The organism is Longimicrobium sp. (assembly GCA_036387335.1).
Lineage (GTDB): Bacteria > Gemmatimonadota > Gemmatimonadetes > Longimicrobiales > Longimicrobiaceae > Longimicrobium.
In genome coordinates this window covers 35,170-47,678 of the sequence record DASVTZ010000151.1, presented here as the reverse complement: position 1 = coordinate 47,678, position 12,509 = coordinate 35,170, and the positions used below count along the sequence as shown (strand labels likewise).

General features: G+C 70.4%; 13 protein-coding genes. All 13 read right to left on the bottom strand.

The genetic code is table 11. From position 1 onward, the window contains the following. Nucleotides 1-135: 135 nt before the first annotated feature. Nucleotides 136-1,269: a nucleotidyltransferase family protein gene (locus VF647_14355; protein ID HEX8453281.1), complete on the bottom strand. Its 1,134-nt coding sequence runs from the start codon at nt 1,267-1,269 to the stop codon at nt 136-138. A 31-nt stretch (nt 1,270-1,300) separates the two neighbouring features. Next, nucleotides 1,301-1,672 carry a cupin domain-containing protein gene (locus VF647_14350; protein ID HEX8453280.1) on the bottom strand — a complete coding sequence of 124 codons (372 nt, stop codon included), beginning with the start codon at nt 1,670-1,672 and terminating at the stop codon, nt 1,301-1,303. 38 nt (nt 1,673-1,710) lie between these two features. Then, nucleotides 1,711-2,682, bottom strand: a complete 972-nt coding sequence (locus tag VF647_14345; GenBank protein HEX8453279.1) for a GDP-mannose 4,6-dehydratase — start codon at nt 2,680-2,682, stop codon at nt 1,711-1,713. Nucleotides 2,683-2,687: 5 nt separating this feature from the next. Next, nucleotides 2,688-3,647, bottom strand: coding sequence for a UDP-glucuronic acid decarboxylase family protein (locus tag VF647_14340; GenBank protein HEX8453278.1), 960 nt, complete (start codon nt 3,645-3,647; stop codon nt 2,688-2,690). Between the two features lie 10 nt (nt 3,648-3,657). Next, nucleotides 3,658-5,022 (bottom strand): UDP-glucose/GDP-mannose dehydrogenase family protein, encoded by a 1,365-nt coding sequence (locus tag VF647_14335; GenBank protein HEX8453277.1) that lies wholly within the window; start codon nt 5,020-5,022, stop codon nt 3,658-3,660. Between the two features lie 511 nt (nt 5,023-5,533). After that, nucleotides 5,534-5,767, bottom strand: coding sequence for a hypothetical protein (locus VF647_14330; GenBank protein HEX8453276.1), 234 nt, complete (start codon nt 5,765-5,767; stop codon nt 5,534-5,536). A 217-nt stretch (nt 5,768-5,984) separates the two neighbouring features. Further along, nucleotides 5,985-6,212: a hypothetical protein gene (locus tag VF647_14325; GenBank protein ID HEX8453275.1), complete on the bottom strand. Its 228-nt coding sequence runs from the start codon at nt 6,210-6,212 to the stop codon at nt 5,985-5,987. A 294-nt stretch (nt 6,213-6,506) separates the two neighbouring features. Further along, nucleotides 6,507-7,643, bottom strand: coding sequence for an aminotransferase class I/II-fold pyridoxal phosphate-dependent enzyme (locus VF647_14320; GenBank protein HEX8453274.1), 1,137 nt, complete (start codon nt 7,641-7,643; stop codon nt 6,507-6,509). Nucleotides 7,644-7,681: 38 nt separating this feature from the next. Next, nucleotides 7,682-8,752, bottom strand: a complete 1,071-nt coding sequence (locus tag VF647_14315) for a GNAT family N-acetyltransferase (GenBank protein ID HEX8453273.1) — start codon at nt 8,750-8,752, stop codon at nt 7,682-7,684. A gap of 211 nt (nt 8,753-8,963) precedes the next feature. After that, a complete protein-coding gene (locus tag VF647_14310) occupies nt 8,964-9,899 on the bottom strand; it encodes a DegT/DnrJ/EryC1/StrS family aminotransferase (GenBank protein ID HEX8453272.1) in 936 nt (311 codons plus the stop codon). A 21-nt stretch (nt 9,900-9,920) separates the two neighbouring features. Further along, nucleotides 9,921-10,718 carry a GNAT family N-acetyltransferase gene (locus VF647_14305; GenBank protein HEX8453271.1) on the bottom strand — a complete coding sequence of 266 codons (798 nt, stop codon included), beginning with the start codon at nt 10,716-10,718 and terminating at the stop codon, nt 9,921-9,923. After that, on the bottom strand, nt 10,715-11,488 hold the full coding sequence (locus tag VF647_14300) for a formyl transferase (protein HEX8453270.1): 774 nt from the start codon (nt 11,486-11,488) through the stop codon (nt 10,715-10,717). The genes VF647_14305 and VF647_14300 overlap by 4 nt, the downstream gene beginning before the upstream one ends. Further along, nucleotides 11,485-12,492, bottom strand: a complete 1,008-nt coding sequence (locus tag VF647_14295; protein ID HEX8453269.1) for a polysaccharide deacetylase family protein — start codon at nt 12,490-12,492, stop codon at nt 11,485-11,487. The genes VF647_14300 and VF647_14295 overlap by 4 nt, the downstream gene beginning before the upstream one ends. Nucleotides 12,493-12,509: the final 17 nt, after the last annotated feature.

Genomic DNA, 12,509 nt, shown 5'->3' with positions numbered 1-12,509 from the left:
GAAGAGAGAGCATCATGGGCCGGACGCGGATGTTTACAGCAAAGCCTCACACAGAGAACACGGAGAGAACTACAAGCCACAGAGGAAGCCTTGATCTGTTCTCTCTGCGCCTCCGCGCCTCCGCGTGAGACTTTTTCAGCCCGCGCGCTGCACGGCGCGCGCGGCGGCGCGGGCCGCGGCGGCGCCCACCGGGTACAGCGCCCACTCCGGGCCCATTCGGATGGCGAGGCGCGCGAGCCGCTCGGCCCGGGGCACGCGGCGCCGCATCCAGGCGAGGAGGGGATAGCCGGAGGGGAGGTCCAGCGTGGCGCTTCCCTGGTCGCAGGGAAAGCCGCCGCGGCGCGCGACCCCCGCGATGATGGAGCGCGACAGCACGATGCGCAGCGTCTCGTGCGCCGGCGTGCGCGCCATCCATCCCACGGCCACGTATCTGCCCGCGGCGTCCAGGCGGAACGGGTCCGCGGGGGCGCCCTCGCGGCGGCGGAGCCCGTCGGCCATCCGCAGCACCCGGCGGAAGAGCTCGGGACGCCAGTGCTCGGCCGTCCAGCGGTCTACCTCGCGGCGGTCGTCGGGCGTGCAGGCGTCCATGGCGTCCGCGAGGACCAGGAGGTCGCGGAGGGCGCCGCGCCGCTCCGCGTGCTGCTCGGTGGCGTGGTGGAGAACGTACCAGAGGTGGTCAGCCGGGTGGAGGACGTACAGCCCGGGCAGCGAGGGAGCCGGCACCAGGCGCCGCTCCGGGGCTCCGTGCGTCCCCGGAATGGAGGTGTGGACCTCGACCGGGAGCGAGTCGTCCGTCGCGCGCAGCCGCAGGGCGTGGGCACCCGGCGCGCCCACCGCGCGGTAGCCCAGGCCGTCGATCTCCTCCGCCAGCACCGCGGCCTCGGCGGCGCTCGCGTAGACGTCCACGTCCGACAGGTCGGGGGCGCCGCGCCGCAGCACGGCCACCGCGCCCTTCATCACCGCCACCGTGAGCCCCCGCCGCCGCGCGATGGACCGGATCTGCTGCAGCGCCGCCCGTGCAGAGAGCACGCGCTGGAGCTCGGTCATGCGCGCGCGGCGCAGCACCGCCGCGTGCTCTTCGCCGGGGGACTGCGCATCCAGCGCGTCCGCCAGCGGGATCGCCATCCGCTCCACGCGCAGGAAGAGCTCCCACGCGGCCGGTGAGGCCGGCGGGAGCGGCGGAGGGGCGCCGGGGGACGCGAGCACGTGCAGGGCCCAGCCGCGGAGCCGCAGGGCCCCGTCGATGGCGGACTCGGCGGGTTGTGTCATCGAGGAGCCGGGCAGCGTCCCGGCGGCGCGCTCAGCCCCGGCCGTAGCGGTCTTCCAGGCGGATGACGTCGTCCAGCTCGGGGGTGCTGACCTCGAGGATGACGGCATCCTCCAGCGCCTCGATGCGGTGCACGTCGCCGGGGCGCACCGTGATGCACTGGCCCGGCTCCATCTCGAAGTCGACGCCGTTGAAGTGGTACAGCAGGCGCCCGGACTGCAGGTACATCGTCTCCTGCTTGCGCTCGTGCTTCTGCAGCGAGAGCGCGTGGCCGCGGGTGACCTCCAGGATCTTGCCGGCGTAGCGTTCTTCGTGCGCGTACCACACTTCGCGCCCCCAGGGCTTGTCGACGATCTTGGGCTGCGTGAGGGGAGCTGCGTTGGTGTGCACGTTTGCCTCGGTCATGGAAGTTTCGATCTTGAAATCAGTTGCTTTCGCGCCGGTCAGCTCCCGGCGGCCTGCCCGCTCCGGAACCACTCCACGAAGCGGGGGATCCCCTCCTCGATGGGAACGCGCGGAGTATAACCCAGCAGGGCACGCGCGCGCGAGATGTCCGCGTAGGTCCGCTCCACGTCGCCGGGCTGGGCGGGGAGGCGCTGCAGGGTGGGGCTCACCCCCATGGCGGCGCCCAGCAGCTCCACCAGGCGCGCCAGCGGCACCGTGTCGCTCTCGCCCAGGTTGAAGACCTCGAACGAGGCATCGCGCGCCGCGGCGTAGGCGATGGCGCCCTCGATGCCCTGCACGATGTCGTCTACGTAGGTGTAGTCGCGCCGCGTGGAGCCGTCGCCGAAGAAGGGGATCGGCTCCCCCGCCGCCATCAGCCGCGCGAACTTGTGGATCGCCAGGTCCGGGCGCTGCCGAGGGCCGTACACGGTAAAGAAGCGCAGGCACACCACCGCCAGCCCGTGCAGGTGCGCGTAGGCGTGGCAGAGCAGCTCGCCCGCGCGCTTGCTGGCCGCGTAGGGCGAGATCGGGGTGGCAGCGGGCTCGTCCTCGCGAAAGGGCACGGCCGACGTGTCGCCGTACACGCTGGACGATGAGCCGAAGACGAACGGCTTCACCCCCAGCCGCCGCGCCAGCTCCAGCATGGCGACGGTGCCCTCCACGTTGACCTGCGTGTAGAGGACGGGGTCTTCGATGGAGGGCCGCACCCCCGCGCGCGCGGCCAGGTGCACGATCGCGCCGACGCCTTCGCCCGCGAGCTCGCGCTCCAGCCCGGCGAGGTCGCGGATGTCGCCCTCCACCAGCCGGAAGCGCGGCGACCGGGCCAGCGCGGCCGCGGTCCCGCGCTTGATCGCCGGGTCGTAGAAGCTGTCGAAGCTGTCGACGCACACCACTTCGTCGCCGCGGTCCAGCAGGCGCTGGCAGAGGTGGCCGCCGATGAACCCGGCGCCACCGGTCACGAGCACCTTCACGCGCCCTACAGCGTGCGGGCCGCCATCGCTCCCGCTTCCACCACGCCGCGGAAGTAGGGGATGGTGCGGCGGAGCCCTTCTTCCAGGTCCACCGTGGGCTCCCACCCCAGCACCGCGCGCGCCACCGTGATGTCGGGCTTGCGCACCTTGGGGTCATCCTGCGGCAGCGGGTGCCAGGCGATGGCGGACTCGCTCTCCGTGAGCGCCAGCACCCGATCCGCCAGCTCGCGCACGGTGAACTCGCCGGGGTTGCCGATGTTGGTGGGCTCCGCGCGGTCGCTGTGGAAGAGGCGGTAGATCCCCTCCACCAGGTCGTCCACGTAGGTGAAGGAGCGCGTCTGGTTGCCGTCGCCGTACACGGAGAGCGAGTCGCCGCGCAGCGCCTGCACGATGAAGTTGGAGACGACGCGCCCGTCCTCCGGCCGCATGCGCGGGCCGTAGGTGTTGAAGATGCGCACGATGCGCGTCTCCACCCCGTGGAAGCGGTGGTACGCCATCGTCATCGCCTCGGCGAACCGCTTGGCCTCGTCGTACACGCCGCGCGGCCCCACGGGGTTCACGTTCCCCCAGTACGTCTCCGGCTGCGGGTGCTCCAGCGGGTCGCCGTACACCTCGCTGGTGGATGCAAGGAGGAAGCGCGCCCCCTTGGCCTTGGCCAGCCCCAGCGCCTTGTGCGTCCCCAGCGACCCCACCTTGAGCGTCTGGATCGGCATCTCCAGGTAGTCCACCGGCGACGCGGGCGAGGCGAAGTGCAGCACCCCGTCCAGCGGCCCCTCCACCTCCATGTGCTCGGTGACGTCCTGCCTGATGAAGGAGAAGTCGCCGTTCCCGTCCAGGTGCGCCAGGTTCTCGGGACGCCCGGTGAGGTAGTTGTCCACCCCCACCACCTGGTGTCCCTCGGCCAGGAAGCGGTCGCACAGGTGCGAGCCCAGGAAGCCCGCCGCGCCGGTGATCAGGATGCGCATCGCCGGCTCCTCAGGCGGTGGCGGCGGCCGGCGCCGCCGCGGGGGTGGGCGCCGGGCGGCCGATCGACTGGTAGCGGAAGCCCATGGCGGCCATGCGCGCCGGGTCCCACAGGTTGCGCCCGTCGAAGACCACCGGCTCGCCCAGGGTGGAGCGGATGCGGTCGAAGTCCGGCGTGCGGTACGGGCCCCACTCGGTGAGCACCAGCAGCGCGTCGGCCCCGTTGAGGCAGTCGTAGTTGTGCTCGCACAGGGAGAGCGCGCCGGTCGCGATCAGGTCCGCGAAGTAGCGCCCCGCTTCGTGCCGCGCCTCGGGGTCGTGCGCGCTCACCGTGGCGCCGCGCTCGCACAGCCCGCGAACCACCGTAAGGCTGGGCGCCTCGCGCATGTCGTCCGTCTCGGGCTTGAAGGAGAGCCCCCACACGGCGAAGCGGCGGCCGGTGAGGTCGTCGCCGTACTGGGCCACCACGCGCTCCAGCAGCACCCGCTTCTGCGCCGCGTTCACCTGCTCCACGCCTTCCAGGATCGCGGCGTCCACCCCGGTCTCGCGCAGGGTGTGCACCAGCGCCTTCACGTCCTTGGGAAAGCAGGAGCCGCCGTAGCCGATCCCCGCGAAGAGGAACCCCGGCCCGATGCGCTCGTCCGTGCCGATCCCCTTGCGCACGTGGCTCACGTCCGCGCCCACCGCCTCGCACAGCCCGGCGATGGTGTTCATGAAGGAGATGCGGGTGGCCAGCATGGCGTTGGCCGCGTACTTGGTGATCTCGGCCGACGCGATGTCCATGAAGAGCACCGGGTTGCCCGAGCGCACGTACGGCGCGTACAGTTCCGCCAGGCGGGCGCGCGCGTGCTCCGAGTCCACGCCGACGACCACGCGGTCCGGGCGCATGAAGTCCTGCACCGCGGCGCCTTCCTTGAGGAACTCCGGGTTGGAGCAGACGTGGAAGGGGCGCGCGGTGTGGCGGGCGATCGCCTCCCTCACCTTGTTGGCCGTCCCCACGGGCACGGTGCTCTTGGTGATGACGATCTTCTCCGGCCCGTCGGCCGGCATGTTGCGGCCGATGGTCTCGGCCACGGCCAGCACGTGCTGCAGGTCCGCCGAGCCGTCCTCGCCCGGGGGGGTGCCCACGGCGATGAAGATGACCTCGGCCTCCGCCGCGGCACCCGCCACGTCGGTGGTGAAGGTGAGGCGGCCTTCCTTGAGGTTCCGCTCCACCAGCGGCTCCAGGCCCGGCTCGTAGATGGGGATCTCGCCGTTGTTCAGCCGGTCGATCTTCCCCGCGTCGATGTCGCAGCAGACCACGTCGTTGCCCGTCTCGGCGAGGCACGCGCCGGCCACCAGGCCCACATAACCCGTTCCAACGACTGCGATATGCATGAAGTCCCGAGGTCTTGAGAATTCACCTGTCCGCGGCGCGGCGCTTCGCCTTCGCCGGGGGGAACAGGCCAACTGAACGGATCCGCTCTAGCGGCTCCGCCGCGCGCGCGGATAAGCCGTTAACTCTAGCCATACCCGCGCCCCCTGGCAACTTCGGGGCCGGGTGCCGGGGGTGCCATTCGGCCCGCCGGTGTATTGAATTGCCAGCCAACAGACGGCCGTGGGGCGGCCACTAAGACCGCCCCACTTCAATGGGATCGTTCCTTGATCTCACATCTTAGTCGATCAGGCGCAGGCGGGTCGGGCTTTCCGTGCGCCCCGCCGAAGTAGCGACTCCAACGCTACGAGTATCCTTCACGCTGAGCAAGACGGTCCGCGAACGCCTCCGCATCGCGCACGGTGTTAAAAGGCCCGTGCTCGGGCACGTTCACGATCGTCAGGTAGTCCGGCAAGCTTGGCCGCGCTCTCCGGCCCCGCTTTCGTTTCAATTTGAAATCAGGGTGATCTTGACTCAAGGCTTCTTGTTGGTCCTGGTCTTACCAACGACGAACACTCCCATAAGGGCAGCGAGCGATGCCAGAGCGGTGCTCACGCCCGCCCAATCCGTGATATACCCCTGCGCCGCCGCATAGAGGCCGCCCACAACCCCGCAGATCCCGATCGTGCCCGCGAACATTACGCCCAGCGTCGAATTGAGTCCGCTGAACCAGAGGTGGCGCGACTGGAGATCGAGCGTTCGGTCCATCCTGCCACGTCTAGAATGCGCCTCCTCGGCGGCGAGCTGCTTGAACCAGTCGATCGTGCCCGGACTCAACGCCTCTAGCCGCTCCAGCTCCTCTGCGGGAGGGAGGACACTATCGTACGTGACCTGCTGAGACTCGAATCGGGCGACAAAGCCGCCCGATTGGGTCTGTGAATTCTGGTTCGGGGATGATCCAGCGGCGTTCGTACGCGTGACCTGGTTATGGCGTCTGCCCATCGACGGTTTCGAGCACGCTAGAGTAGGCGTTGAAGCAGTCCTCGCGAAGCGCTTCGCGGTCAGACGCCAACATCTCGGCGTCCGTCGGAAGGCGCACGAAGTCCTCAGCGGAGAGGTCGTACTCGTCGAGCGTGTTACCCAGATCCAGGGCGCGTGCCATTCCCGTAAGGAACGACAGCGGCGTCTGCGTCAGTTGCTTCAACGTGTGCATTCTGTACCGTCCAGGTGTCTGAGGCGTACAATCTACACGGTAACCCGCGTCACGTTCCGACGCCAGACATTCCCGTCTAGGGCCTCGTCCGCCGCAAACTCAGGGCCATGCGCTGGTATTGCGAAACGAACCGCCAGATAAGTAGATGATCTCGCAGTGAGCGATCCAGGCTGCTCGCCTGTGGCGGTAGCGCACCTGAAGACTGCCGAGCACGCCTAGATGGACGGGGTTAACGCGCTGCTGCGTGGGTGCGGCGTAGAGCACCATTCGGCAGGCGAGGTTTTCGACACGGTTTTAGCGCGCCATCCGGCGCACCACGTCGCACACCCGTTCCAGGTCGCTCGTCTCCAGGTTGGAGCCGGAGGGGAGGCAGAGCCCGCGCTCGAAGAGGTCCGCGGCCACTTCGCCGCCCACGCTGTCGTGCGAGGCGAAGATGGGCTGCAGGTGCATGGGCTTCCACACGGGGCGCGCCTCGATGTTCTCGTTCTCGAAGGCGAGCCGCAGCGCCTCGCGGTCCGCGCCGAAGGCCGCGGGGTCGATTGTGAGGCAGGTGAGCCAGCGGCTGTGCGTGCCCCACGGCGCCTCGGGCATGAGCTCCACGCCGGGAAGGCCGCCCAGCTCTCGCGCGTAGAAGTCGAAGTTGCGGCGCCGCGCGGCCACGCGGTCGGCCAGCACGCGTAGCTGCCCGCGCCCGATAGCCGCGAGCACGTTGCTGAGCCGGTAGTTGTAGCCGATCTCGGAGTGCTCGTAGTGCGGAGCCGGGTCGCGCGCCTGCGTGGCGAGCTTGCGCGCCTTGGCGATCAGCGCCGCGTCGTCCGACACCAGCATCCCGCCGCCGGAGGTGGTGATGACCTTGTTCCCGTTGAAGGAAAAGATCCCCGTCTGCCCCAGCGTGCCCGGGCTGCGCCCCCTGTAGCTGGCGCCGAGCGCCTCCGCCGCGTCCTCGATCAGCGTGACGCCGTGCTCGCGGCACGTCTCCACGATGGGGTCCAGGTCCGCGCTCTGCCCGTACAGGTGCACCACGACCACCGCCCTGGGCAGCCGCCCGGCGCGTGCCCGGTCGCGCAGCGCCTGCGCCAGGAGCGCGGGGTCCATGTTCCACGAGGCGCGATCGCAATCGATGAAGACCGGCGTGGCGCCCACGTACAGGATGGGGTTCACGCTCGCGGAGAAGGTGAGCGACGACACAACCACTTCGTCGCCCCTGCCCACCCCCGCCAGGATCAGCGCCAAGTGGATGGCCGCGGTGCCGGAGCTCAGCGCGGCGGCGTGGGGGCTCCCCACGATGTCGGCGAACTCGCGCTCGAATGCGTCCACGTGCGGGCCGAGCGGCGCGATCCAGTTGGTCGCGAACGCGTCCGCGACCAGCTCCTGCTCCGCGCCTCCCATGTGGGGGCTCGACAGATAGATACGCTCTCGCGGTTCGTTCATTCGGTCATGACCTGTAAGAGCCGCCTGGGCGGAAAACGCTAGGCCCGGTACGCGGGAAAGTAGCCGCCGGCGGACGCTTCGGGCACCGGCTCGCCCGGCCGGTTGCGCGACAGGGCGGCGTACAGCTCCGGGTCCAGCACGCGGTATCCCACGTGGTACGGCGTGGCCCCGCCGGGCGCGAACGCCAGCTTGTACCGGTAGATGCCATCATCCTTTTGATAGCCGCCCCCCAGCACGAAGCGCCGCTTTCCCTCGCCCGCCGCCCAGCGGATGATCTCGTGCTTGAGCAGGTCGTTGGGGCGCGTGGCGAACGCCTCCGGATCGGTGCCGCCCAGAAAGGAGTACACGTTCTCCGCGGACACGAGCACCAGCTCGGTGGAGACCACCTCGCCGCCCAGCAGCGCGTGGAAGTACATGTACTGCCCCGCCAGGCCGCGCTGGAGCCGCTCAAAGTAGCTCCGCGGGAAGTAGTAGCGCGAATCGGCCTCCCGCCGGTCCATCGTCGACTGGTAGATGCGGAGGAAGTCGCCGAGCCGCGCGCCGTCCGGGTCCAGCTCCACGGTTACGCCGCTGCGCTGCGCCCGCTTGACGTTCTTGCGAACCTTGTGCTCGAAGTCCATCCACATCCGCTCCTCGTCCAGATCCAGCGAGCGGACGACGTTGTCCTGCCGCTCCTCGCGGGTGCCGGGATAGTCGAGCAGGATCTCCCGGAAGAGCGAGAAGCGGACGAACTCGGACACCACCTTTTCCCCGCGTGCCCATTCGTCGAAGCGCACCCAGAAGTTGGCCGCGAGGTCCGCGGGCGCGTCGCCCCACGCGTAGGCGCCGCCGTAGCCGTAGGGGCTGATCAGGTCGCTCGCGGGCCCCACGGACGGATCCCAGAACTTCTCGCCGCGCAGGTCGCGCTGGACGAACGGGTAGAGCACGGACGCGCCGCCGGAGCGCAGGACGGCGCAGCGCGCGCGCCCGGTGCCCTCTTCCGCGTAGAGCGCCACGTAGTCCGGATGCGCGAACACCTCGCGCAGCGGCCACGCCTCCCACATCCCGAGCCACTCCCGCCGTTCTTCCTCGACCGCCGCGTCCAGAACCGTGAAACCGCTGTCGCTCATCCGATCCCCGCGAAAGATTGCTCTGGCAGCAGAGTAGCGGCGGAAGATAGCGCGGCGCCGCACCTCACACCACCTGCCAGAAAGGTCTCACGCGGAGGCGCGGCGACCCGCGGAGAACGGCAACAGCATGGCTCACACAGAGACACAGAGACACAGAGGAAAATCGATTGAAGTTCTCTCTCTGTGTCTCTGTGTCTCTGTGTGAGACCATTCAGTCCGTCTGGGGGAGCGCCCTCACCTGGCGGCCCAGCTCCTCCATCATCGCCCGGATCTGGTGCGGCTCGGCATCCTGGTGCACGGGAAGGTTCATGATCCGCCGCGCGAGCTGGTGCGATGCGGGAAAGTCGTCCACCGACAGCTCCTTCACCAGCGTGTGGTACAGGCTCACGACGCCGAAGCCCGCCTCGTTCATGCGGAAGTAGAGGTCGTTCCGCGACGCGCGCCGGATCACCACGGGGTAGGTCTGCGGCACCACACCGTCGGGGAGCCCCGGCCAGAGCGGGACCACCTCGTCCGCAAGCTCCGGGAGCAGCTCCTCGACCAATGCCGCGTTGCGCACCCGCCGCCGCGCGATGCCGGCAAAGTCGAAATCGAGGGCACCGGGCGCGGCGGGCGCTCCGATGCGGCCCAGCATCTCGTGCCGTGGTGAGTTGAAGACGAGCGCGCCGCCCGTGGCCACGGGAAACAGCTTGTGGAGCGACACGATGCACGCGTCGCCCTCGCGCCCACAGATGGCGCCCACCCAGTCGCTGAGCATGGCGTGCGCCTCGTCTTCCAGCACCAGCCGAGCGCCGTGCTCGCGCGCCAGCTCAACCAGCACGGGGTAGGCGGGATCGACGTAGCCGAAGTAGTGCACCAGGATCACGACGCCGACTCGCTCCCTGCGCAGCAGCTCCGCGAAGGCATCGACGTCCACGCGCAGGTCGGCCGTGACCGGGTAGAAGCGGTACGCCAGCCCCAGGTTCTGGATGGGATCGAACAGCCCGGACCCCTCGCGCGCCGACCAGCCGATGAACGCCGGAAGGAGGACCACCTCGTCCTCGGCCAGCCGCGCCGCTTCCAGGAACACCTGCTGCGCCTCGCGCGCCGTTCCGTAGGGGAGCACGGGGCGCAGGAACCGCTGCTCACGCGCGAGCTTTTCGATCACCGGGATCACGGGTACGGGGAATCAGCGGGCCTGCCGCAGCCGGCCGAGGAGCTCGGGGATGGCGATGGACATCCGCACGCTCTCCGTCAGCCGGACGGCGCCGGGGGCGGCCTCGGCGGGGAGCTGCCCTTCGGGAAGGATCAGGAGCAGCCCGCGCGCGGGGTCCAGCAGCCGAAGCGTGGCGAGCAGTGCGGGGTCGCGCAGGGCGGCCGCCTGCGACAGGCGGAACCACTTCGCTCCCATGCGGCCCACGGCGTAGCTGCCGTCCGGCGTGGCGACGTCGAGCTGCGAGAAGCCGAAGCGGAGCTGCGACGCCTGCGCCTGTGGGAAGCCGTTCACGACGGCGTGCGGCGCACCGGGGGCGGCGTCCGGCATCGGCACGCTCCACCACGCCGCGCGGTCGGACCCGGCGAGGCCCAGCCGCTGGTACCAGCCCCGCGCCACGTCGTTGTCGGTGAAGACGTCCAGCGCCAGGGTGCCGTAGCGCTCGCCGCCCGCCTGCACGATGGCCTCCAGCAGGAGCCGTCGCGCGACGCCCGACGAGCGCAGCTCCGCGGCCACCGCGATGTAGTTGAGGATGAGCGTGCCCGGCAGGCGGCGCAGCTCCACGCACCCCAGCACGCGCCCGTCCCGCTCCGCCACGGTGTACGTGCGGTCGCAGAGGTCAGCGGGAAGCTCCAGCTCGTCGCGGATGAAGCGGTCCATCCCCGCGCACCCGTAGATCATGGCGTCGAGCAGCTCGGGCGCGAAGCCCTCGCGGATCACCGCCACCATCGCCCCGGCGTCGTCCGCCGTGGCGGGGCGCACCCGCACGCTCACCGCACCCCGCGCAGGCGCGCCGCGGCGTACCCCCAGAGCGTGGGGTGCGTGCGCAGGCGGGAGGCCAGCCCCTCCGGAATGGGGTCGCGCTGGAGGTTGCCGTCCAGAATGCCGCGGACGGTGCGCACCAGGAGCGGGACACCCGCGGCCAGGTGCAGGTAGGGGTACGTGGCGAAGGAGTCCTCCGGCGTCACGCTGAAGCGGCCCTGCGCGATGATGCCGCCGGTGTCGATCCCCTCGTCCACGAAGTGGATCGTTGTGCCCGCCAGCTCGGGGCGCCCCTCCGCCAGCGCCCAGTAGCCGCCGTGCACGCCGCGGTAGGCGGGGGTGATGCCGGCGTGCATGTTCACGAACGGCGCCGCCACGCAGTCCAGCGTCTTGCGGGCGATGATGCGCGTGCCGTTGACCACTACCACCGCCGGGTCCAGCCGCCGCAGCACCTCGCGCGCCTCGTCCGTGTTGACGGAGGGGACGTGGGTGATGGGGCCCTGGATGGGGGAGTCGTCCAGCCCGTGCTCGCGCTTGATCGCCTCGATGCGCCCGGCGCTGGCGCGGCGCAGGAGGGGAACCACCGCCGCCTGGAAGGGGAGCTGCCCCGCCACCGTGGCGAGCCCCAGCTTCTTGACGCGGCGCCGCAGCAGGAACCAGCGCGTGGGCACCGTTTCCATGACGGTGTCGATGGGGCCCAGCTCGCGCGTGAGCGCGTGGTGCACGATGTGGGTGGAGGGGCCGGGGCCGCACAGCAGCACCACCCTGCGCGACGCGGTCACGCGGGGGCTCCGCACGCCAGCGCCTGCTCCGCCACCTCTTCCATGGTGAGCGAGCGCATTCCGTGCGAGTCGCTGCACCGCCGGTAGCACTCCAGGATCCGGCGCAGGATGGCCATGTTCTCTTCCAGGTACGTGCCGAAGTTGTGCGGGTGCCACCAGAGGTGGAAGATCTCCCCTTCGCGGGCGGCGTGCAGCAGCGCGCCCTCGATGCGCCGCAGCCGAAGCGGCTCCAGGGCGCGGCGGCGCGGATTGTAGGGGCGCAGGAAGCGGCTCGCGGGCACGTTGCAGAGCCCGTCCGGCTCCACCACCTCGTCCCACCGCGCCGTGGCGGTGCCCGCCAGGTTCAGGTACGAGTCGGCCAGCCCCGCCATGCGCGCTATGGGGTGCAGCCCGGCGGAGTGGGTGGCCCGGTACATCCGCGCGGGCGGGTTGCCGCGGTAGCAGGTGATCCCGGCGTCGCGCAGCACCCCGGAGTAGGCAGGGTTGTGCTGGTTGCGCGGAAAGATGATGGAGCGCATGCGCACCCCCTGGTGCGCCGCGATCTCCACGGCGCTCCGCATGTCGGCCGCGAACTGCTCGCGCGTCTGCCCCGGCTCCAGGCAGTAGTAGTGCGAAAAGGTGTGGCTGGCCAGCTCCTGCCGGTCCGCACGGCGGATGGCGTCCACCAGGCTGGGCGCATAGTGCAGCGGGTCGTCCGCCTCGCCCTGGCCCAGCGGCTCGCCGTAGGGATCGAGCGCGGCGTCGCGGTAGCCGGGGCGCAGGGCAGGCGAGAAGCGCTCCAGCTCGTCGCGGCTGCGCGCGAAGAGGAAGCCCACGGTGGCCCAGGTGGCCGCCACCCCGAGCTCGCCGAACAGCTCCAGCATGCGGAGCACCGCCTCGCGCGCGCCCAGCAGGTTCGCGCGGTACGGTCCGTCCGCCGTCTTGTGGTCGCGTACACCCCAGTGCAGCTCGAAGTCGAGCGAGATCACCAGAGCCCCGAAGCCGGGGGTGCGCAGAGTGGTCAATCGGCTCCAGAAGCCAG